16 protein-coding genes are annotated in these 21,352 nt (G+C 68.3%); 4 read left to right on the top strand and 12 right to left on the bottom strand.

Translation table 11 applies throughout. The features are described from left to right. Positions 1-145: 145 nt before the first annotated feature. A complete protein-coding gene (locus ACY0MJ_RS07865) occupies positions 146-1,030 on the bottom strand; it encodes a DUF3825 domain-containing protein (RefSeq protein WP_462637808.1) in 885 nt (294 codons plus the stop codon). An 88-nt stretch (positions 1,031-1,118) separates the two neighbouring features. Next, positions 1,119-1,910, bottom strand: a complete 792-nt coding sequence (locus ACY0MJ_RS07870; RefSeq protein WP_462637809.1) for a serine protease family protein — start codon at positions 1,908-1,910, stop codon at positions 1,119-1,121. 292 nt (positions 1,911-2,202) lie between these two features. Here ACY0MJ_RS07870 and ACY0MJ_RS07875 point away from each other — a divergent pair, with 292 nt between their 5' ends. Next, positions 2,203-3,318, top strand: coding sequence for an integron integrase (locus tag ACY0MJ_RS07875; RefSeq protein ID WP_462637810.1), 1,116 nt, complete (start codon positions 2,203-2,205; stop codon positions 3,316-3,318). Between the two features lie 88 nt (positions 3,319-3,406). Here the strand turns inward: ACY0MJ_RS07875 and ACY0MJ_RS07880 are convergent, their stop codons facing one another. Next, the gene (locus ACY0MJ_RS07880; protein ID WP_462637811.1) at positions 3,407-4,309 is read right to left on the bottom strand and encodes an SDR family oxidoreductase; all 903 of its coding nucleotides are present in this window, start codon (positions 4,307-4,309) and stop codon (positions 3,407-3,409) included. Between the two features lie 157 nt (positions 4,310-4,466). On the opposite strand from ACY0MJ_RS07880, the gene ACY0MJ_RS07885 reads away from it, so the two are divergent. After that, positions 4,467-5,774 (top strand): hypothetical protein, encoded by a 1,308-nt coding sequence (locus ACY0MJ_RS07885; RefSeq protein WP_462637812.1) that lies wholly within the window; start codon positions 4,467-4,469, stop codon positions 5,772-5,774. Here the strand turns inward: ACY0MJ_RS07885 and ACY0MJ_RS07890 are convergent. Together ACY0MJ_RS07890 and ACY0MJ_RS07895 are read right to left on the bottom strand one after the other, a co-directional pair. Next, positions 5,710-8,403: a glycosyltransferase gene (locus tag ACY0MJ_RS07890; RefSeq protein ID WP_462637813.1), complete on the bottom strand. Its 2,694-nt coding sequence runs from the start codon at positions 8,401-8,403 to the stop codon at positions 5,710-5,712. The genes ACY0MJ_RS07885 and ACY0MJ_RS07890 overlap by 65 nt on opposite strands. After that, positions 8,400-9,839 carry an HlyD family efflux transporter periplasmic adaptor subunit gene (locus ACY0MJ_RS07895; RefSeq protein ID WP_462637814.1) on the bottom strand — a complete coding sequence of 480 codons (1,440 nt, stop codon included), beginning with the start codon at positions 9,837-9,839 and terminating at the stop codon, positions 8,400-8,402. The genes ACY0MJ_RS07890 and ACY0MJ_RS07895 overlap by 4 nt, the downstream gene beginning before the upstream one ends. Positions 9,840-9,990: 151 nt before the next feature. Here ACY0MJ_RS07895 and ACY0MJ_RS07900 point away from each other — a divergent pair, with 151 nt between their 5' ends. Beyond that, positions 9,991-11,424: a UDP-glucose dehydrogenase family protein gene (locus ACY0MJ_RS07900; RefSeq protein WP_462637815.1), complete on the top strand. Its 1,434-nt coding sequence runs from the start codon at positions 9,991-9,993 to the stop codon at positions 11,422-11,424. Between the two features lie 27 nt (positions 11,425-11,451). Here ACY0MJ_RS07900 and ACY0MJ_RS07905 read toward each other — a convergent pair whose 3' ends face one another. The 7 genes from ACY0MJ_RS07905 to ACY0MJ_RS07935 all read right to left on the bottom strand — a co-directional run bounded on the left by ACY0MJ_RS07905 (position 11,452) and on the right by ACY0MJ_RS07935 (position 20,488). After that, a complete protein-coding gene (locus tag ACY0MJ_RS07905) occupies positions 11,452-12,327 on the bottom strand; it encodes a DMT family transporter (protein WP_462637816.1) in 876 nt (291 codons plus the stop codon). A 136-nt stretch (positions 12,328-12,463) separates the two neighbouring features. Further along, positions 12,464-14,008, bottom strand: a complete 1,545-nt coding sequence (locus tag ACY0MJ_RS07910; protein WP_462637817.1) for a SpoVR family protein — start codon at positions 14,006-14,008, stop codon at positions 12,464-12,466. After that, entirely contained in the window at positions 14,008-15,285 is a 1,278-nt protein-coding gene (locus ACY0MJ_RS07915; protein ID WP_462638178.1) for a YeaH/YhbH family protein, read from the bottom strand. The genes ACY0MJ_RS07910 and ACY0MJ_RS07915 overlap by 1 nt, the downstream gene beginning before the upstream one ends. A gap of 70 nt (positions 15,286-15,355) precedes the next feature. After that, the gene (locus tag ACY0MJ_RS07920) at positions 15,356-17,278 is read right to left on the bottom strand and encodes a PrkA family serine protein kinase (RefSeq protein ID WP_462637818.1); all 1,923 of its coding nucleotides are present in this window, start codon (positions 17,276-17,278) and stop codon (positions 15,356-15,358) included. Between the two features lie 192 nt (positions 17,279-17,470). After that, complete coding sequence (locus ACY0MJ_RS07925) at positions 17,471-18,481, bottom strand: SIS domain-containing protein (protein WP_462638179.1); 1,011 nt, start codon at positions 18,479-18,481, stop codon at positions 17,471-17,473. Next, positions 18,471-19,604: an N-acetylglucosamine-6-phosphate deacetylase gene (nagA, locus tag ACY0MJ_RS07930; RefSeq protein ID WP_462637819.1), complete on the bottom strand. Its 1,134-nt coding sequence runs from the start codon at positions 19,602-19,604 to the stop codon at positions 18,471-18,473. The genes ACY0MJ_RS07925 and nagA overlap by 11 nt, the downstream gene beginning before the upstream one ends. Continuing rightward, a complete protein-coding gene (locus ACY0MJ_RS07935; RefSeq protein ID WP_462637820.1) occupies positions 19,601-20,488 on the bottom strand; it encodes a glucosamine kinase nucleotide-binding domain-containing protein in 888 nt (295 codons plus the stop codon). Before ACY0MJ_RS07935 ends, nagA begins: the two co-directional genes overlap by 4 nt. A gap of 152 nt (positions 20,489-20,640) precedes the next feature. Between ACY0MJ_RS07935 and ACY0MJ_RS07940 the strand changes: the two genes are divergently transcribed. Beyond that, positions 20,641-21,249: a DsbA family protein gene (locus tag ACY0MJ_RS07940; RefSeq protein WP_462637821.1), complete on the top strand. Its 609-nt coding sequence runs from the start codon at positions 20,641-20,643 to the stop codon at positions 21,247-21,249. Positions 21,250-21,352: the final 103 nt, after the last annotated feature.

Here is a 21,352-nt window from a genome sequence, read left to right on the forward strand (position 1 = left end):
AAAACACCCAAAATTTTTTCCTACGGGGTTCCTGGCCCCCCAAGGAAAGGTAGAAACACATGTGGAGGAAGGGGGGGGGGGGGGGCCCCCCCCCCCCCCCCCCCCCCCCCCCCCTCCCCGCAACGTGTCCGAGTCGACCGACCTGTTAGGCATCAAGCGGCCGGTCCTTCCGGAAGCCTCCCAGCCATTCACTGTTCGGGCGCGCCAATAAACGTGCATGTCGGTATGCCCAATCTGGGTATAGGACAGTTGCCCCCCGGTACCACTCCCCGTGGCGCTCCAGCGTCAAGGCAAGGTCGACGGTATCGGAGTCACGCATGTAGAGAGGCAGAAGCAGTTGCACATGACCACGATGAAATTGAGGAACTGCGATCCGGTAGCTTCGCTGGGCTAGGCGAATACTGTGTTTCATGGCCCCTTCGAGTGCATTTCGCAGCGCCAACGGGACCCTCACATTTTCCGACGCGTTAGCGTTCTCTCGGATCTCTTCATCGGGGTCTAGGTCTTCCGCTGCAGGAACGCCATCTTGCCCCAGCTGCCCCCCGAGCTCCACTGGGAACCGATTAAGGTTGTCTCGGATAATGTGATCAAGATTCAGTTCGACATGAAGGGCCGGGTTGAAGATGAGATTGCCAGGATCGTCCCAATACGTGGGAAGTGGAGGAAGCTGCGCAAATCCCGTCAAGAGCCTGTCTCCAGCGCGTGCCCATCCCTTCAGGAACCATTTCTTGTTGCCCGGGCCAGTTGGCTGAGCGTTGTCGAAGCGCGTTGCGACACTGAACACACCGAAGATCTGCTCCTGCGACGGCGTCAGCAATCCAGTGTTGAACGCCGCTGTTGTGGCAGTCGTCAGCACCTTGTCTTGTTCAGAGAGACGCGCGAAAGTGTGTCTGATGTAGCTATCCAAGACGGGCAGGCGTGATTCCGAGGGCACGCGCAAGTACGTCCAGCGCTCCGGCTCCGCAAGCCGCGCCAAGTCGTCCAAACGAGACTCCCACTCAGTGACCAGTGCGAAATCGAAAATCCTCACAAACGTCTCCTCCTGAATTCTTGATGCCTAACGTAGAGGTGACCGGCCCCTTGCCGCAACGTGTCCGAGTCGACCGACCAGTTAGGCATCACTCCCCCACTCCGCTGGCACCCTCTATCGCGTCAAGAACATAGCTCACGTCAGTTCCGAGTACAACTTTGTCGTGCACCCGATAGGTGGTGGCGACCGCGACTACTGGGAACACCTTGGAGTGGCTTGACCCGTCGTGGTTGTAGAGGACGACGATCGGGGCGCCACTCATCCCCTGCGGCTTGGGAAACACAGTGCGGCTTCCACTTGGGTCATAACCTTCCTTCAGGTCGAGCCGGAGAGCAACATGCGATTTCGGCTCCAGACCCATTCTGGAATAGTCGTCGTCGCTGATGGGACTGCACCTGAATGCGTACGGCGAGGTAGTCACCGTTAGACTCGCTCCGCTCGTCTTGCTCCTTGTTCCGGGGAAACCGACAAACACATAGCTGCGGCCTGCGCGGGGAAGATATTCAGGGAGCAAGTATTCCGGGAGCATCGGATGCTTGTTCACCGCCGGATAAGGCGGGGTGTTGTCGGACGTAAGACGGAGTACGCCGACATCAATTTGGTCTTTCAGGCGATCGCCGCCGGCAGGCCAGAGAAGCAGTCGCCCAGACAACTTGCGAATGACGCTGGGCTCAACGTAATAGAAGAGTCCTTTCGCCGCTGCGTCGTCTAGGACATGCGCTGCCGACACTAGGAAATGACCGCCACCCTTTGCCACGAAGAATCCTGTCCCATGCAAGATTGGCCGACGGTTGTGATCCGTCCGATAGATCGGGACGGAGAACGCAGCTAAGGTCTCCAGCGCCTCTTCTACGACCTTCGAAAACTCACTGTCCTTCAAGAGTGCCGCCTAACGTAATGTAGACCGCACGCCGAGACCTCTTATCCCGCACGCACCCGATACATCCATCGACTCGACTCCGGATTTAGCCAGCTCCATCAAGGACTTCCTCCCATTCATGCCGGATAAACAGGCGACCACTTCGCAAGTCATATCCCGCATCCCTGCAAATTGGCCGCCCTGCGGGATAAATCATCGGTGCACCCCAGTTCTCCGGCACCCTCATCCCTACGGTCCTTGCGCAGAGCGCCTTTCCGCCACATACTGTATGCACTCACAGTATAAATACGCGATGCCCCAGGCCGCCCTGCCCCCGCTGCAATCCACGCGCTTGCTCGCGCAGGTGCGCGAGCGGGCTCGCTACTTGCACTATAGCCAGCGGACGGAAAAGGCCTATGTGTATTGGGTCCGCTTCTTCATCCGATGGCATGGCCTGCGGCATCCACGCGACATGGGCGCGCCGCAGGTCGAGGCGTTCCTCACCATGCTGGCCACGCAGCGACACGTCTCCGCGTCCACGCACAACCAGGCGCTGAGCGCCATCCTCTTTCTGTACCGCCAGGTGCTGGGCACCGAGCTTCCCTGGATGGAGGACCTGCAACGTCCCGGGTACGCCCGCCGCATCCCCACCGTGCTCACTCCAGCCGAAGTGCAGGCGCTCCTTTCCGCGCTCGACGGCGTGACCAGCCTCGTGGCTCGGCTCCTCTACGGCACGGGCATGCGGCTGATGGAAGCTTTGCGCCTGCGGGTGAAGGATGTCGATTTCGACCGCAACGTCATCGTTGTCCGTCAAGCCAAGGGCAACAAGGATCGCGTCGTGATGCTTCCACAGTCGCTGACCTCCGCCTTGCATTTTCAACTGGCCGAAGCGCGAAAGCACTGGCAGCAGGACCACCAGACCGGCCACGCCGGAGTCGACGTGCCGCATGCCCTCGAGCGCAAGTATCCGCGCGTCGGCCAGACCTGGAGCTGGTTCTGGCTGTTCCCCTCCCCCACGCTTTCCATCGATCCAGCCACTGGGGAGGAACGCCGCCACCACCTGCACGAAGAACGCCTGCAGCGCGCCCTCAAGCGCGCGGTGGCGGCCAGCGGCTTGGATCGCCGCGTTTCGGCGCACACACTGCGCCACAGCTTCGCCACGCACCTGCTGCAGCGCGGCACCGACATCCGTACCGTGCAGGAGTTGCTGGGCCACAGCGACGTGAGCACGACCATGATCTACACCCACGTGCTGAAGCTCGCCGCCGGCGGCACTGCGAGTCCGCTGGACAGCCAGCTCCCGGCAGAACCCTCCGCGCCCGGGGCCACACCCGCGCGCGACCATCCGCAACCGGCTACTCCGTCGCCGCCAACATATTCGCATCCCGCGCCAGCAATCACCTCCCTCCCTGCTTGCGCAATACCGTGAGCGTGTACCCCGCCCTCACCATCGCCGCAGCCCCATCCTGCGGCGTCGCGGATCTGTTCTTCGTCGCTGGCCATCGTCGTTCCTTCGCTCAGCGCTGCGCCCGGTCCTTCGCGTTCTGCGCCTCGATCCGCTCGCGTGCAGCCCGCCAGTCCGCGTCGGTCCACTCGCGCAGTTCGTAGAAGTTGCCGCCGGTGGCCAGCGCGTTGCCGCCGTCCATCATGATGCTCTGGCCCGTGAGCCAGTCGCACTGTCCCGGCGCCATCAGGAAGGCGGCGAGGTTCTGCAGTTCCTCCATCTTTCCGGTGCGCGCCATCGGGTTGCGCGCGCGGCTGCGCTCGCCCGGCTGCTCGCCGGGGTTGAGCCGCTTGCTCATGCCCTCCGTCGGGATCTCGCCCGGGCCCACCGCGTTCAGGCGCACGCCGTAGCGCGCCCATTCCACCGCGAGCGACTTCGTCATCACGTCGATGCCGGCCTTGCTCATGGCCGAGGGCACCACGTAGGGGCTGCCGTTGTCGACCCAGGTCGTCACGATGCTCATCACGCTGCGGTACGGCTGCTTGGGCGTCCACTCGCCGTCCTTCGCCTGCGCCACCCAGCGCTTGCCCACGGCCTGCGTCACGTAGAAGGTGCCGTGGAAGACGATGTTCGCCACGGCGTCGAAGCCGCGCGGCGACAGGCTTTCGGTCGGCGCGATGAAGTTGCCCGCGGCGTTGTTGACGAGGCCCGTGAGGCCGCCGCCGTCCCACAGCGAATGCACCATCTCCTCCACCGCCTGAGCGTCGCGGATGTCCACGCCGAAGGTGTCCACGCGACGTTCGGGGAAGCGCTCGCGCCAGATGTCGGCCGTCTGGTCGCACACGGCCTTGCGCCGGCCGCAGATCGCGACGTCGGCGCCCAGCGCCAGGAAGCGCTCGGCCATGGCCCGGCCCAGGCCGGTGCCGCCGCCGGTGACCAGGATGCGTTGCCCGGTGAACAGTTGCGCTGCGTACATGGCGTCTCCTTTGCCTGGTTGCACTCGCGCGCGCCCCCGGCGGCGCTGCGTCTCGCTACAATTTTTTCAGAGGAGCCGAGGAAGGCGGCGGGCACACCGCCGTCCCTCGGCTTTGCTTTTGCCGCTCACCAATCTAGCAGGGAAGGACGTCCGGGTCATGCACCACCACTGGCCACTGGTTCTCGCGCGCGGCGCCGTCGCGCTGGCCGCCGCATCGGCGCTGGCCGCGCACGCGCAGCCGGTGCAGCTGCGGCGCGCCAACAGCCTGTGCACGAGCATGACGAGCGCGGCGCTGCAGAGCCAGCTGGTCCCGCCACTCGCCTCCGATGCGAGCCCGGGCAACTCGGTGCAGGCCGCGATGGCGCAGCGCCTGGAGCAGCAGCGCGACAGCTACTTCAACCGCCTTGACAGTCTCGTTCCGTTCAGCGGCCTCTACGCCACCGGCATGGCCGACCAGACCTTCAGCGAGAACCATGGCGGCCGCTACGCCTTCGGCCTCGAGTGGGAGCTGTTCAACGAAGGCCGGCGCGAGGCGCGCCAGAACCTCGAGCGCCTGAAGCTGGAAGGCCGCACGCAGTACGTGCAGCTGCAGCGCGACATGGAAGACCGCCACCTGCAGGAGAACCTGCTGGCCATCGAGCAGATGCGCAACAAGCTGCTGGCCACGCTGTACCAGCGCGAGGCGGCCGCGATCCGCCCCGTGCTGGAGCGCAAGCGCCAGGACATGGCCGCCGGCCGCATCACCCGCGCCGACCTGGCGGAGATCGAATACAAGGCAGAACGCGCGGCGCTGCGCGGCAGCCACTACGCCGGCGTGGGCGACGTGCTGGTGTACCCGCAGTCGCAGGAGCTGATCAACCGCATCGAGGACGTGCAGCTGGAGCCGGACTCCGAGCTGCTGGAGCGCGCCGCCGCGCGCTCGCCCGAGATCCAGCTGCAGGCCCTGCTGGCCGAGCGCAGCGCCTTCCTGCCCTCGGTGAAGGACACGACGTCCGTGCGGCTGTACCTGGAGCGCCAGAAGGACCTCGACCGCGGTCCGTACCACGCGGCCGGCGTGCGCGTGCGCATCCCCCTGGGCAACGACCAGGTGCGCGACGCCATCGCCGAATCCAGCGCCGGCCTGTACCGCGAGCAGAAGGAGTCCCTGCGCGCGGCGCTGGGACAGCAGCTCGCGCTGCTGTCGCAGCGGCTGCGCCTGAAGCAGAACGACATGCGCCTGCTGCAGGCGGAAAACCGCATGGTGCGGCAGAAGGCGGAGCTGGCCTGCTATCGCCTGGACCACCCCGTGACTTCCCTGCCCGACGCCGACCGCGACGTCGAGGAGCAGACGCTGCGCCTCTACGAGCTGCAGCGCGAGATCCTCTCGGCGCGCCTGGACGCGCTGGAGGTGCTCACGCAGATCAGCGCACTGGTGAAGCCGCGGTCACCGCAGGAGCTTTACTCGCTGCCTGCTCCGAGGCATTGAGCACCACGTTGTCGGGCCCGTCCGGCGGCGCCCAGCGCGCGTCCTTGGGCGTCACGAACACCGGGCCCCAGGGGTGCTCGGGCGGGATGGCGAAGCGCACGTCGCGCACCGTGTTGTCGTGGCTGAAGCCGCCGTGGAAATTCACGTCCACTTCGCTCGCGATGTCCCGCAGCGTGTTGAAGGCCGAGCTCCATTGCAGGGCGATGTGGCGGATGCCGCGCACCCGGCAGCCCTCCACCGTGCCGCGGTAGCTGCGGGCGATGCGCAGGTAGCCGCTGCCGCCGTCCCCCTTGTTCCAGGCGCCGTCCAGCAGGCAGTCGCGCAGCACGAAACCGTGGCTCTGCTCGAACGAGACCGGGTGCCTCCCCGCATTGCGCACGTCCACCCGCTCGATCACCGCGTCCTGCGTCCACATCAGCGAGATCGCGTCGACGGCGAACTGCGGCAGCGCGTTCTCGTAGCGGTGCCGCACCGACGCGATGTCACGGTCGCCGGCGCGCTGCTCGATGCTGAAATCCGCCAGGTGCAGGCCGCGCACCGGGTGCACGACGCGCAGCTCGGCCCGGCCGGCGTCGAAGGCCACGCCGGTCGGCTGGTCCAGGCGCACGCCGCCGGCGTCGGCGCCCGCCACCTGCACCAGCGCCTGGCGCAGGTAGGGATACTCGCGGTGCCACTTCCGGCTGCCCAGCGCGCGCAGGAAGGCATCGTCGTTCGGCTGGCGCAGCCACAGCAGCGTGCCCGGCGCGGCCCGCAAGCCGCTCGGCACCTGCAGCAGCTTTGCGTCGGCAGCCAGCGACGCGCCGAGGATCTGCTTGCGCTTCTCCGCCTCGCCCTGCACGCGGATCACGGCCGGCGCCGGTGCGCGCAGGTGCGAGACGATGCGCGTGCGCGCCCGCCCCGCGCCCAGGAGCGCGACGCCGTCGCGACGGATCACGAGCGGCTGCTCGAAATCGACCTGGCCGGCCGGCAGGCGGATGGTGACCGGGCCCGGCGGCGCCTGGTCGATCAAGGCCTGCAAGGCGGCGGCATCGTCGCGGCCGTCGTCCGGCACCACGCCTTCGGCGGTGGCGTCCAGCGCCGAAGGCGCGGCCGCCGCCGTCCGCTGCGCCGCCAGCAGCTCGGTGCCGGGCAGGCGCAAGGCGCTGTGCATCAGCAGGATCGCGAGCGCGAAGGCCAGGTAGGCCAGCAGCATGCGCCCCGTCGGCGCCAGCCGGGCCAGCACGCCGCCCCCGCTGTCCGCCCGCTGGCTGGCTTCGCCCTTGCTCCAGTTCTGGTCCGCCAGGTGGTGCCAGGCCTTGATCTTCACGATGGCGCCCACCCACTGCGTGTACAGCATGATGGGGATGGTGCGCATGGACACCGGGTGGCCGTGCCAGGCGATCACGCCCATCTGCACGCTGCGCACCAGCACCGCCCACGACAGGTAGATCGGCAGGTACAGCGCCGACTTGGTGGCCGCCAGCACGCTGGCGCCGGCGATGCCCACCAGCGAGGTCCACATCGAGATGCGCTGGTCCAGCAGCACCAGCCAGATGAACCAGCCGGTGCACCCGGGCCCCAGCGCCAGCGCGCGCGGGTTGTTGCGCAGCGTGTTGCCGAACCAGCGGTAGGGCAGCGAGATGCTGGCCTTCAGGAAGGGCTCGTTGCGGCTTTCCAGCGAGACGCAGGTCACGTCCGGCAGGTACAGCATCTTCCAGCCGCTGCGCAGCAGGTGGTACCAGGAGCTCTTGTCGTCGCCCATCAGGAAGCGGAACCTGCCATGCAGCCAGTGGTCGATGGTGTCGTTCTCCATCAGCCGCAGGAAGTCCTCGGACACCACGATCGACGTGCGGAACACCGAGAAGCGGCCGGTGAGCGTCAGCACCCGGTGCGACAGGCTGTGCGACTGGAACAGCACCTGGCGCTGGCCGAACTTCAGGTCGAACCAGTCGCGGTACCAGGCGCCGCCGTTGGGGATGCAGGCCACCTCGTTGGTCGTCACCGCCCCGAGGTCGCGGAAGGCCAGGAAGAAGGGCAGCACGCGCGCGATCGCCCGCGGCTCCAGCCAGGAGTCCCCGTCCAGGAAGATGGTGATGCTGTCGGGTTCGTCCTCGTAGCGGCGGGCCACCGCCCGCAGCGCATGGCCCATGGCGATGCGCTTGCCTTGGCTTTGCCGCTGGAAGACCAGTTCGATGCGGCCGCTGGAAAGCCAGGGCCGGCAGGCCGTGGCGATCACCTGCTCGTCCTCGTCGCTGCCCGCGGCCACGATGATGGTGGAGCGGCAGGGCACGGACAGCAGGTTGGTCATCAGCGCCTGCATCGCCTGGTGGCTCACCCAGGCTTCCTCCAGGTAGGAGGGCACGACGACGAAGATGCGCTCCGGCCAGTCGCGGTCGCGCGCCACCTGCTGCGCCGTGTGGCGCAGGCGCGGGTAGTGCCAGCCCGCGTACCAGCCCGCGCGCAGGTAGTGCAGCATCTGCCAGCCGTAGCGCCAGAACGCGAAGGCGCTGATCAGGATCAGCACCTGGTGGTGGATCGAGTGCAGCGCGTGGCGGCCCCACATGAACACGGCGAGCGCGGCGCCGCCGTACAGCAGCAGGGGCGCGATCGCCGAGCACAGCGCCTGCACCCGGGTCGGGCGAAAGCTCATGACCAGGGCAGCGCCGGGTTGCGGATCCAGACGTTGACCCGCGCGTTGGCGGGCAGCCGCACCTTGCGGTCCTGGAAGTCCAGCTTCACCAGCGTCTCGCTCTGGTCCACCTCCTGGTTCAGGACGGCGGCGGACGCGGTGGTGGACGCCAGGCCGACGGCGGACACGCGCGCCGTGTACTTCCTGTCCTCGAAGGGCACGTAGACCTGCGCCGGCATGCCGATCTTGAGCTTCACGGCGTCGTCGTTGGGCACGCGCAGCAGCACGCTGGGCGTCACGTCGGCTTCCAGCAGCACCACCGGGTCCTGCGCCGAGACGAACTCGCCCGGCTGCCGGTCGACGTGGTAGACCTTGCCGCGCACCGGCGCGCGCACGATGCGCTCGGCCTCCTCGCGCGCCAGCAGCACCTTCTTGGCGGCGAGCTCCAGGCGCAGGCGCTGCAGGCCGTCGGAGTTGTCCAGGGTCTGCGTGCGGGTCGCGCCTTCGGCCACCTGGCGCAGGTAGTTCACGCGCAGGTCCTGCGCCTGGTTCGCCACCATCAGCAGGTCGCGCTGCGTGATCGCGCCGGAGGCGTACAGCTGGCGGGCATTCTCCAGCTCCCGCTGCCGCGCGGCGTAGTCGCTGCGCAGCGACTGCAGCAGGCCCGCCTCGGCGCGGCGCCGTGCGCTGGCCAGCCGCCCCTCTTCCGCCGCGAGCTGCGCCACGTGCTGCTCCAGCGCCTCGATCTCGTTGCGCAGCGACGGGTTCTCCACCGAGAACAGCGGCGTGTTCGGCTCCACCGTCGCGCCCTGCGCCACCAGCAGGCGGCCCATCTGGCCGTCGTGGTTGGCGGTCACGCGTGCGATGCTCCCGCTCACGAACCCCGTGCCTTCGAGCTGGTAGGTGAGGTTGTAGTACAGGATGCCGGCCGCCGCGCCCAGCACCGCCAGGCCCGCCAGCAGGCTGCCGGCGATGCGGCCGGCGCGCGATCCGCGCTGCTGCACCAGCGGCGAGGGGCTCCCGAGCGCCAGCGGCGCCTGCACCGGCGCGTCGGTGGCGGGCAGCGCGGCGACGGCCACGATGTCCTCGACGTCGCCCAGCTTGCCATCGAGCGACAGCTCGATGTAGTGGCGCAGGATGCGGCGGTTGCGCGGCGAAAGGTCGTGGAACTCGAAGCCGTGCACGCCGTCGTGGCTGCTGCGGTAGGCGAGCTGCGCCGGGATCAGCAGCGTCGACTCCAGCATGGGGAAACTCAGCTTGGCCTGCAGCACTTCGCCCTCGCGCGGCGCGGGATCGAGTTCCGCCAGGCCCACGCCGGTGGTGGACCAGTCGCGCGCCGGATACGTCCTGCCGGCGATCTCGACGAACAGGGGAATGGCCACGCGCATCGCCTTGCGCGGCAGGTTCGCTTCTCGCGAGATCATGGTGTGCGCCCTCGTTTCGTACTGCGCAGCCATGGTCACGATTGCAACATCTGGAGAGGCAGCGTAAACCCCCCGAGAAAACGTAGGAAAGTACCTACGCGGGAACGGGAGGCGCGAGCCGCACGCCGGAAGCGCAGAGCCACTACGCTGCACGCAGCCCGCAACAGCGGAGGGAGCGCGAACAATGAACGTCACGATCGTCGGCACCGGCTACGTCGGTCTCGTCACCGGCGCCTGCCTGGCCGAACTCGGCAACAACGTCTTCTGCCTGGACCTCGACCAGACCAAGATCCACCTGCTCAACGCCGGCGGCATGCCGATCCACGAGCCCGGGCTCGAGGAGATCATCCAGCGCAACGTCGAGGAGGGACGGCTGCAGTTCTCCTCGGACGTCGCCGCCAGCGTCGCCTTCGCCGACCTGCAGTTCATCGCCGTCGGCACGCCGCCGGACGAGGACGGCAGCGCCGACCTGAAGTACGTGCTGGCCGCGGCCCGCGCGATCGGCCGGCACATGGAGGGCTTCAAGGTGATCGTGGACAAGTCGACCGTGCCGGTGGGCACGGCGCAGAAGGTCGCGAAGGCCGTGCGCGAGGAACTCGCGAAGCGCGGACGCGGCGACGTGGAATTCTCCGTCGCGAGCAACCCCGAGTTCCTGAAGGAAGGCGCGGCCATCGAGGACTTCATGCGCCCCGACCGCATCGTGCTGGGCGTGGAGGAGGACGCGAACGGACAGCGCGCGCTGGCGATGCTGCGCGAGCTGTACCGGCCCTTCAACCGCAACCACGAGCGCACGCGCGTGATGGACGTGCGCAGCGCCGAATTCACCAAGTACGCGGCCAACGCCATGCTGGCCACCCGCATCAGCTTCATGAACGAGCTGGCCAACCTGGCGGACCGCGTCGGCGCCGACATCGAGCTGGTGCGGCAAGGCATCGGCTCCGATCCGCGCATCGGCTACAGCTTCCTCTACGCCGGCACGGGCTACGGCGGCAGCTGCTTCCCCAAGGACGTGGACGCACTGTGCCGCACGGCGCAGGAGCACGGGCTGCCGCTGCAGGTGCTGGACGCCGTGCAGCGCGTGAACCACGCGCAGAAGCAGGTGCTGCTGGACAAGATCTGGGCGCACTTCGGCCGCGCACTGGCCGGGCGCAGCTTCGCGCTTTGGGGCCTGGCCTTCAAGCCGGGCACCGACGACATGCGCGAGGCGCCGAGCCGCCTGGTCATCGAGGCCCTGCTGCGCGCCGGCGCCAAGGTGCGCGCGCACGATCCGGTGGCGCAGGAACAGGCGGCGCGCGCGCTGGCCGGCGACCTGCAGGACGCGCCGGAATTGCTGCGCAACATCACCTTCGTCGCCAAGCCGATGGACGCCGTGCGCGATGCGGACGCGCTGGTCGTGCTGACCGAGTGGAAGAACTACAAGAGCCCCAACCTGCGGGCGCTGAAGGACGCGATGCGCACGCCGCTGGTGCTGGACGGCCGCAACCTGTACGAACCGCATGCGATGGCGGCGGCGGGACTCACCTACCTGGGCATCGGGCGCAACAACCTGTCGCTGCTGCGGCCGGAGGACCGGGTGATGCCGAAGCTTGCTGCTTCCGAACGGGCCACCACGTCGTAGCCTGGCGGTGAGCGCAGCGAACCCCGGCTACCGCCGGTAGAGGGCCAGCGCCAACCCGCTCGCGCAGCACGCCATCGCGGCGAGCTGGTACGGCCCGAGCGGCTCGCCCAGCGCGATCGCGCCGGTCACCATCGCCACGATCGGCACCATCACCGAGGACAGCCCCGCCACGCTCGGCGGCAGCAGGCCCACGATGGAGAACCAGGCGACGTTGCCCACGGCCATCGGCACGATCGTGATGTAGCCGACCACGAGCACGGTCTGCCAGGACGGCAGGAACAGCCCTTCGTGCGCCATCGCGACCGCGGCGATCCACAGCGGCACGGCCGCCACCAGCAGCTGCCACGCCGTGAGCACCAGCGCGGGCACCGGCACCGCCGCGCGCTTCAGCAGCACCGTGCCCAATGCCCAGCCGATCGCCGCGACCAGCCCGAGGACGAAGCCGGCCGGCGCGTTCCGGTAGGCGTCGCGGCCGGCGGCGGCCAGCAGGCCGACCCCGATCGCGGCGAGCACGATCGCGAGCAGCATGCGCGGCGCGGGCTTCTCGCGGTGCAGGATCCACACCACCAGCACCGTCCACAGCGGCATGGTGAAGCCCAGGATCGCCGCCTGGCCCGAGGGGATGAGGATGGCCGCATAGGTGCTCGCGACGTTCCAGACCGCCAGGTAGATGATGGCCGCAGCCGTTACCGCGCCCCAGTGGCGGCGTGGGATGGCTGTCGGGATGTTGCGGGCGCGGGCGAAGGCCAGGAGCAGCAGGCCGGCGCCAGTGAGGCTCACCGCGCGGAAGGTCCAGACGGAAAGCTCACGGACGGCCAGCGGGAAGAGCGCCCAGGTGGTGCCCCACACGAGCGTGAGCACGACGACGAGGGGAAGCGCCTTGGCGGCCGCGCTGCGGGGCATGGAGCCGGGATGATAGCGGGGCGTGGGGCAGGCCCTGCCACGCATCCATGGATCCCGGGTCAAGCCCGGGATGACAAGCTTTGAATGTCATTGCGGGCTTGACCCGCAATCCACGGTGGCGCGCCGCCCCCCCGCTTCAGTGGTGCTGCGCCGGCGTCACTTCCCAGTGCTGCATCACGCGGTCGTGGGCGTCCACGCTTTCCAGGCGCACGCGGAAGCCCCAGAGGCGGGCGACGTGCTTCACGACTTCCTCCGCGCTGTTGTCCAGCGGCCGGTCGCTGTGGCGGATGTGCCGCAGCGTCAGCGACCGGTCGCCGCGGGCATTGACGTTCCACACCTGGATGTTCGGCTCGCGCCAGCCGAGGTCGTGCTGCCGCGACAGCGACTCGCGCAGCCGCCGGTAGCCCTGCTCATCGTGGATGGCCGAGACTTCCAGCTCCGATTGCGCCGCGTCGTCGAGCACGGCGAACAGGCGCAGGTCGCGCATCAGCTTGGGCGACAGGTACTGGCCGATGAAGCTTTCGTCCTTGAAGTGGCGCATCGCGTAGTCGAGCGACTTGATCCAGTCGGTGCCCGCGATGTCGGGGAACCACTCGCGGTCCTCGTCGGTGGGGTTCTCGCAGATGCGGCGGATGTCGCTGAACATCGCGAAGCCCAGGGCATAGGGGTTGATGCCGCTGTAGGCCGGGTGCGTCACCGGCGGCTGGAACACCACGTTGGTGTGGGAGCTCAGGATCTCCATCATGTAGCCGTCCGAGAGCATGCCCTCGTCGTACATGGTGTTCAGCAGCGTGTAGTGCCAGAACGTGGCCCAGCCCTCGTTCATCACCTGTGTCTGCCGCTGCGGGTAGAAGTACTGCGCGACCTTGCGCACGATGCGCACGATCTCGCGCTGCCAGGGCTCCAGCAACGGGGCGTGCTTCTCGATGAAGTACAGGATGTTCTCCTGCGGCTCCTCGGGGAAGCGCTTGTTCTCCTTCTTGGCCTGCTTGCCCGCCTTGGTGGGCAGCGTGCGCCAGAGGTCGTTGACCTGCTGCTGGAGGTAGGCCTCGCGCTCCTTGCGCCGGTTCTCCTCCTCCACCATCGAGATCTTCTGCGGCCGGCGGTAGCGGTCCACGCCGTAGTTCATGAGCGCGTGGCAGGCGTCGAGCGTCGCCTCCACGGCGTCGATGCCGTGGCGTTCCTCGCATTCGGCGATGTAGCTCTTGGCATAGACCAGGTAGTCGATGATCGAGCTGGCATCCGTCCACATGCGGAACAGGTAGTTGCCCTTGAAGAAGGAGTTGTGCCCGAAGCAGGCGTGCGCCATCACCAGCGCCTGCATCGGCATCGTGTTCTCCTCCATGAGGTAGGCGATGCAGGGATCGGAGTTGATCACGATCTCGTACGCCAGCCCCATGTGGCCGCGCCGGTAGCTCTTCTCGCTCTGGATGAAGTGCTTGCCGTAGGACCAGTGCCGGTAGTTCACCGGCATGCCCACGGAGGCGTAGGCGTCCAGCATCTGTTCGGCCGTGATCACCTCCAGCTGCGTCGGGTAGGTGTCCAGGCCGAAGCGCTCCGCCGTGCGGCGGATCGCCTGGAAGTAGGTCTCGATCAGCTCGAACGTCCAGTCCGAGGGATTGGGCAGGCGCTTGCCTTCGCCGCGCGCCGCGTCGGAAGGGGTCAGGAGTGCTTCTTCCATCATGCCGCCTGGGGTGTCTTCTTGAACAGGTCCCGGAACACCGGGAAGATCTGCGAGGGCGTGCAGATCTTCTGCATCGCGAAGTGCGGGTTGGAGTCGCGCACGCGCGTGTACTCCTCCCACAGGTTCTGGTCCTCGTCGGCCACCTGCACGTACGCGTAGTAGCGCACCAGCGGCAGGATCTTGTTGTCCAGCAGCTCCCGGCACTTGGACGAGTCCTGCTGCCAGTTGTCGCCGTCGGACGCCTGCGCGCCGTAGATGTTCCACTCGCTGCCCATGTAGCGCTGGCGGATGATGTCGTTCATCAGCGTGAGCGCGCTCGAGACCACCGTGCCGCCGCTTTCGGTGGCGTGGAAGAACTCGTCCTCGGTCACTTCCGCGGCCTGCGTGTGGTGGCGGATGAACACGACCTCGGTCTTCTCGTAGTGGCGCGAGAGGAACAGGTACAGCAGGATGAAGAAGCGCTTGGCGAGGTCCTTGCGCGATTCGTCCATCGAGCCGGAGACGTCCATCAGGCAGAACATCACCGCCTTGCTGGTCGGCTTGGGCTCCCGCACGCGATTGCGGTAGCGCAGATCGAACGGGTCGAGGAAGGGGACCCGCTTCAGGCGCTCGCGCAGTTCGACGATGCGCTTGCGCAGCATCTCCACTTCCGGCGGCGCGGCATCCGGCCGGCGCTCCAGGTCTTCCAGCTGCTCCTCGGCGCGCTTGAGTTCCAGCCGCGCGTCGCCGCCCATGGCAATGCGCCGGGCCAGGCCGACGCGCATCGAGCGCACCACGTGCAGGCTGGTCGGGTTGCCTTCGGAGATGAAGCCGGCGCGGCGCAGCTTCCATTCCGGCACGTCGGCCAGCAGCTGCGTGCGGATCATGCGCGGCAGGGCGAGGTCGTCGAAGAAGTAGTTCATGAACTCTTCGCGCGAGATCCGGAAGACGAAATCGTCTTCCCCCTGCCCGTCCGGCGAAGCGCCGCTGCCGCCCGAGCCGCCGCCACCGCCGCCCTGCGGCCGCTGGATGCGGTCGCCGCGGACGTATTCCTCGTTGCCGGGGTGGACCAGCTCGCGGCTGCCGCCCGGCGCGTGGCCGAAGACGGGCTCGGACACGTCACGCTTGGGCAGCGTGATGTCGGCGCCCTCTTCCATGTCGGTGATGCTGCGGTCGCCGACGGCCTTGCGCACGGCTTCCTTGATCTGCTCCCGGTAGCGCCGAAGGAAGCGCTCGCGGTTGCCGATCGACTTGTTCTTGCCCGAGAGGCGGCGGTCGATCACCTGGTGGAGCATGGACCGCTCGCCACCGCTGCTGTTGCTCACTGGGCGGCCCCTCCTCTGTTGGTCGAACTGCCGCTGTCTGTCAAGAACTCTTCCGGACGCGGAGGTACCACTCGCACAGCAGGCGGACCTGCCGGCGCGTGTAGCCCTTCTCGACCATGCGATTGACGAAGTCCTCGTGCTTCTTCTGCTCGTCGGCGCTGGCCTTGGCGTTGAAGCTGATCACCGGGAGCAGCTCCTCGGTGTTGGAGAACATCTTCTTCTCGATGACCGTGCGCAGCTTCTCGTAGCTGGTCCACACCGGGTTCTTGCCGGCGTTGTTGGCCCGGGCCCGCAGCACGAAGTTGACGATCTCGTTGCGGAAGTCCTTGGGGTTGGACAGGCCGGCGGGCTTCTCGATCTTCTCCAGTTCCGCGTTCAGCGCGGCGCGGTCGAAGATCTCGCCGGTGTCGGTGTCGCGGTATTCCTGGTCCTGGATCCAGAAGTCGGCGTAGGTGACGTAGCGGTCGAAGATGTTCTGGCCGTATTCCGAGTAGGACTCGAGGTAGGCCGTCTGGATCTCCTTGCCGATGAATTCCGCGTAGCGGGCGGCCAGGTGTTCCTTGATGTAGGCCAGGTACTTCTGCTCGGTCTCGGCCGGGAACTGCTCGCGCTCGATCTGCTGTTCGAGCACGTACATCAGGTGCACGGGGTTGGCGGCGACCTCGTCCGAGCCGAAGTTGAACACCTTCGACAGGATCTTGAAGGCGAAGCGGGTGGAGATGCCCGTCATGCCCTCGTCGACGCCGGCGTAGTCGCGGTATTCCTGGTAGCTCTTGGCCTTGGGGTCGGTGTCCTTCAGGTTCTCGCCATCGTAGACCAGCATCTTGGAGAAGATGCTGGAGTTCTCCGGCTCCTTCAGGCGGGTGAGCACCGAGAACTGCGCCATCATCTTCAGCGTGCCGGGCGCGCAGACGGCGTCCTTCAGCGAGGAGTTCTGGATCAGCTTCTCGTAGATCTTCACTTCCTCGGTGACGCGCAGGCAGTACGGCACCTTGACCACGTAGATGCGGTCCAGGAAGGCTTCGTTGTTCTTGTTGTTCTTGAAGGCCTTCCACTCGCTCTCGTTCGAGTGGGCCATCACGATGCCGTCGAAGGGGATCGCGCCGAAGCCTTCGGTGCCCTTGAAGTTGCCTTCCTGGGTGGCCGTCAGCAGCGGGTGCAGCACCTTGATCGGCGCCTTGAACATCTCCACGAATTCCAGCAGGCCCTGGTTCGCGAGGCACAGGCCCCCGGAATAGCTGTAGGCGTCCGGGTCGTCCTGGGCGAAGGTCTCGAGCTTGCGGATGTCGATCTTGCCGACCAGCGAGGAGATGTCCTGGTTGTTCTCGTCGCCCGGCTCCGTCTTGGCGATGCCGATCTGCTTGAGGATGGACGGGTAGCGCTTGACGACCTTGAACTTGCGGATGTCGCCGCCGTATTCCTCCAGGCGCTTCACGGCCCAGGGCGACATGATGCGCTGCGTGTAGCGCCGGGCGATGCCGTACTGCTGCTCCAGCAGGGGGGCGTCCTCGTCGTTGCTGAACAGGCCCAGCGGCGACTCGTTCACCGGCGAGCCCTTGAGCGCGTAGAACGGCACCTGCTCCATCAGCTGCTTCAGGCGCTCGGCGATCGAGGACTTGCCGCCGCCCACCGGGCCCAGCAGGTAGAGGATCTGCTTCTTCTCTTCCAGCCCCTGCGCGGCGTGGCGGAAGTGCGAGACGACCTGCTCGATCGGCTCCTCCAGCCCGTAGAAGTCCTTGAAGGCAGGGTAGACCCGGATCACCTTGTTGCCGAAGATCCGGGACAGGCGGGGGTCGTGCCGGGTGTCGACCATCTCGGGCTCGCCGATCGCGGCAAGCATGCGTTCCGCGGCTGTCGCGTACGTCAGCGGATCGCGCTTGCAGAGGTCGAGGTACTCCTCGATCGACAACTCTTCCTCGCGCTTGGTCTCGTAGCGCGTGAGGAAATTGCGGACCACGTCCATGAAGCCTCCTTCGTTTGCGCACCGCGCGGTGTCTGCAGTGCGTTGTTCACTGTACTCCGACACCGGCCTTCTGACTCAACGTGCCATGTAGGTCAAGCGCCGACTTCACTGTAGGTGAACGCTAGGTAAAAACCAAGCACTGAAATCGGCGCGTTGCGAGCGGCAGACATGTGTCGACCAGGGTCGCCGCACTCAGCTCGTTCGCGTCACCTTCTTCAGGTGCGGCGGGCTGTCCGGGTCGTTGCCGCGCGCGCGCGCCAGCGCTTCCACCATCGGGTAGAAACTCTGGATCGCGCAGACCGTGTCGAGTTCCGCGACGCGGGATTCCACCAATGCCAGGTTGGCCTGCGGCGTGCCCGCCGGCGCCGCCAGCAGCACGCGTGCACCGCGGGTGCGCATCGCCTCGGCGAGCTGCAGCAGCCCGGCCTGCGCCGGCCCGCGCGGCGCGAACACCAGCAGCGGATAGCCCTCGTCGATCAGCGCCATCGGGCCGTGCTGGATCTCGGCGCCCGAGAAGGCCTCGGCCTGGATGCCGCAGGTCTCCTTGAACTTCAGCGCGGCCTCCATCGCCGCCGGCAGCCCGAGGCCGCGGCCGACGACGAACAGCCGGTCGGCGTCGCGCAGCACCTCCACCGCCGGCGACCAGTCGGTGTGGACTGCACGCTGCAGTGCGTCCGGCAGGTCTTCCAGCGCGGCCGCGAGTGCGGCATCATCCTGCCAGGACGCCACCAGCCGCGCGCCCGCGACCAGCTGCGCGATGAAGCTCTTGGTGGCCGCCACGCTGCGCTCCGCTCCGGCGTGCAGGGGGAAGAGCCACTCCGCCGCGCGCGCGAGCGGCGAGTCGGGGTCGTTCACGAAGGCGCAGGTGAGCGCGCGGCATTGCCGGAAGTACTGCGTCGGCGTCACCAGGTCGGGGCTCTGGCCGGATTGCGAGAAGGCGAAGGACGCGAGGCCGTCGCAGCGGATCTCCGACTGGTACAGCGTCAGCAGCGACATCGGCATCGAGGTCACCAGCCGGCCCAGGCGCGCCATCACCAGGTACGCTGCGTAGTGGGCCGCATGGTCGGAACTGCCGCGCGCCAGCGTGAGCAGCGAGGCGGGCGGGTCCTGCCGCAGGCGTTCGCCGAAGGCGCGCCAGCGCTCGCCGTCCTGCGCCAGCTGGCGGGCGACGGCCTCCGGCGCCTCGCGGGCCTCATCGAGCATGCGCGACATCGATGCCTCCTCCTTCGATCAGGACCTCCTGCACCTGCAGGTCGCGGTCGAGCACCACCACGTCGGCCCAGGCGCCCACCGCCAGCCGCCCGCGGTCCGCCAGTTCCAGGAAATCGGCCGCATGGGTGGCGACGCGGCGCGCGGCGTCTTCCAGCGGCAGGCCGACGACGTCCACCAGGTTGCGCAGCGCGCGGTCCATGGTGAGCGTCGAGCCGGCCAGCGTGCCGTCGGCCAGCCGCACGCCGCCCAGGCACTTGGTGACGGCCTGCCGCCCCAGCCTGTATTCGCCGTCGGGCATGCCGGTGGCGGCCGTCGAATCGGTGACGCAGTACAGGCCGGGAATGCTGCGCAGCGCGGCGCGGATCGCGCCCGGGTGCACGTGCAGCAGGTCGGGGATGATCTCGGCGAAGCGCGCGTGCGCCAGCGCGGCGCCCACCATGCCCGGCATGCGGTGGTGCAGCGGCGTCATGGCGTTGAACAGGTGGGTGAAGCCGCGGGCGCCGCGCTCCAGCGCCTGCACGCCGTCCTCGTAGGTGCCCAGCGTGTGGCCGACCTGCACGCGGAAACCGGCGGCCACCAGCTGCGGGATCGCATCGAGGTTGCCGGGGACTTCGGGCGCCAGCGTCAGCAGCCGGATCGGCGCGAGCGCGTGCAGTTCGCGCAGCTCGGCCAGCGAGACGGGACGGGCGAAGTCGGGCTGGGCGCCCAGCTTGCCGGCGTTGATGTAGGGGCCCTCGAGGTGCATGCCCAGCACGCGGGCGGCGCCCGGCGCGCCGGCGCGGCACAGCTCGCCGATCGGCGCGAGCGAGGCGCGCAGGTCGTCCATCGGCGCCGTCATCGTGGTGGCCAGCAGCGCCGTCGTACCGTGTTCCGCGTGCTTGCGCGCCACCTGCAGCGCGGCGTCGCCGCCTTCCATGATGTCGCGGCCGGCCGCGCCGTGCACGTGCAGGTCGATGAAGCCGGGCAGCAGCAGCGGGGCGCCGGCTTCGCGGGCGCGTTCGGCGTCGACGGGCGTGCCCTCGATGGCGGCGATGCGGCCGTCGGCGGCGAAGGCCAGCGTGCCTTCGACCAGGCCCGCGGGGGTGAGGATGCGTCCTTTCAGGCTGCGCGTCACAGGGCGGCTTCCGGCTCTTCCTGCAGCGCCCGGCGCGCCAGCATCAGCGCGCCTTCGGCGGCGCCGGCCTGCGCCGCGACGATGCGGCTGCGGACGAAAGGCCGCATGCGCGGCACGAGGCGCTCGCCGATGCTGCCGTGCACGGCCAGCGGCAGGCGCCCCCGCGGGTCGATGGCCAGCGCCAGTTCCTCCAGCGCCGCGGTGGCCTGCGCGAGCAGGCCGGCGGCCACGGGGTCGCTGCCTTCGCAATCGAACACGGCGCGCGCGAGCTGGGCGAATTCGAACTGGCCGGCGCGGCCGCACCATTCCTGCAGCGTGGCGCGCTCGTCGCCGCAATGCATCCACACCCGGCGCGCGAGCGGGCCCGGGTTGGCGCGCCCGTCGAAGGCGGCCAAACCGTGGCGCACGGCCTGCAGCCCGAGCCAGCCGCCGCTGCCTTCATCGTCCACGCGGAACCCCCATCCGCCCACTGTAGCGCGGCTCCCGTCCGCGCGGAGGGCTTCGGCGACGCTGCCGGTGCCGGCGATGAGGATCGCGCCCGGCTGGCCCCCGTGCGCGCCGAGCAGCATCGTGTAGGAATCGGTTTCCGCCTCCAGCCGGGCGAAGCCCGGGTTGCGCGACAGGAAGGCTTCGCGCCAGGGCGCATGGCTCACGCCGGACAGTCCCGCTGCGAGCACGCAGCGCTGCCACGGCGGCGGCGCGACACCGCCGGCCTCGAACGCGCGGCGGATCGCCAGCAGCACGTTCTGCCAGGCCTGCGGCACGCCTTGCTGCAGCGCCGACGGCCCGGCTTCGCCGGCGGCCACCACGTCGCCGCGGACGCGGTGGACCAGCGCACGGGTGCCGCTGCCACCGCCGTCCACGCCGATGAGGTACTCCGCCATCAGGAAGGACCCCTCCCTCCGCCGGCTTTCAGCTGTTCCATGGCGGTTGGACCGCGCCGCGCGCCGCGAGTTGCAGCGGGGGTGGTCGGCGCGCAGCGCTTCGCCGCGTAGTCCCCATGCGCATGGACGAGCACCGGGCTAAGCTCGGGGCCATGGCAGCCCCGCTCGCGTTCCATTTCGACTTCATCTCGCCCTACGGCTACTTCGCCAGCCTGCGCATCGAGGAGCTGGCGGCGCGCCATGGCCGCACCGTCGACTGGCGGCCCATGCTGCTGGGCGTGGCCGTGCTCAAGGTGATGGGCCTGAAGCCCCTGCTCGACACGCCGCTGAAGGGCGACTACATCCGGCGCGACGTGCTGCGCCATGCGCGGCGGCACGGTATCCCGCTGGGGCGCGACCTGAACGCCTCGGTCGGCAATCCCCTGCCGCCGGCGCGCGCCTTCTACTGGGTGCGCAAGCACTACCCGGAACTTGCGCCGGCAATGGCACACGCGCTGTACCACGCCTTCTGGGCCGAGGGGCGCGACCTGTCCACGCCGGAAGCGGTGGGCGCGATCGCCCTGCCCTCCGGGCTGTCGGCAGCCGAGGTGGTCGCGGGCGCGGCGAGCGACGAAGCGGCGACGCTGCTGCGCAATGCGGTCGGCGCATCCATCGAGGCGGGCATCTTCGGCTCGCCCACGGTCGTGGTGGACGGGGAGCCGTTCTGGGGGGCGGACCGGCTGGGGGACGTGGATGCGTGGCTGACGACAGGGGGCTGGTAACGCGCTTTCTCTCGTCATCCTCGCGAAGGCGAGGACCCAGGGCTCCCGCATCCGGCTGCGCGCTGCGCGCGCAGTTTTCAAAGCCCTGGGTCCCCGCCTGCGC

This window comes from Ramlibacter sp. bp-362, assembly GCF_054956735.1.

Coding starts and splice junctions, on each gene's coding strand:
- ACY0MJ_RS07875 (WP_462637810.1), top strand. CDS start 2,203: ATGCCCCAGGCCGCCCTGCCCCCGCTGCAATCCACGCGCTTGCTCGCG.
- ACY0MJ_RS07880 (WP_462637811.1), bottom strand. CDS start 4,309: ATGTACGCAGCGCAACTGTTCACCGGGCAACGCATCCTGGTCACCGGC.
- ACY0MJ_RS07885 (WP_462637812.1), top strand. CDS start 4,467: ATGCACCACCACTGGCCACTGGTTCTCGCGCGCGGCGCCGTCGCGCTG.
- ACY0MJ_RS07890 (WP_462637813.1), bottom strand. CDS start 8,403: ATGAGCTTTCGCCCGACCCGGGTGCAGGCGCTGTGCTCGGCGATCGCG.
- ACY0MJ_RS07895 (WP_462637814.1), bottom strand. CDS start 9,839: ATGGCTGCGCAGTACGAAACGAGGGCGCACACCATGATCTCGCGAGAA.
- ACY0MJ_RS07900 (WP_462637815.1), top strand. CDS start 9,991: ATGAACGTCACGATCGTCGGCACCGGCTACGTCGGTCTCGTCACCGGC.
- ACY0MJ_RS07905 (WP_462637816.1), bottom strand. CDS start 12,327: ATGCCCCGCAGCGCGGCCGCCAAGGCGCTTCCCCTCGTCGTCGTGCTC.
- ACY0MJ_RS07910 (WP_462637817.1), bottom strand. CDS start 14,008: ATGGAAGAAGCACTCCTGACCCCTTCCGACGCGGCGCGCGGCGAAGGC.
- ACY0MJ_RS07915 (WP_462638178.1), bottom strand. CDS start 15,285: ATGCTCCACCAGGTGATCGACCGCCGCCTCTCGGGCAAGAACAAGTCG.
- ACY0MJ_RS07920 (WP_462637818.1), bottom strand. CDS start 17,278: ATGGACGTGGTCCGCAATTTCCTCACGCGCTACGAGACCAAGCGCGAG.
- ACY0MJ_RS07925 (WP_462638179.1), bottom strand. CDS start 18,481: ATGCTCGATGAGGCCCGCGAGGCGCCGGAGGCCGTCGCCCGCCAGCTG.
- ACY0MJ_RS07935 (WP_462637820.1), bottom strand. CDS start 20,488: ATGGCGGAGTACCTCATCGGCGTGGACGGCGGTGGCAGCGGCACCCGT.
- ACY0MJ_RS07940 (WP_462637821.1), top strand. CDS start 20,641: ATGGCAGCCCCGCTCGCGTTCCATTTCGACTTCATCTCGCCCTACGGC.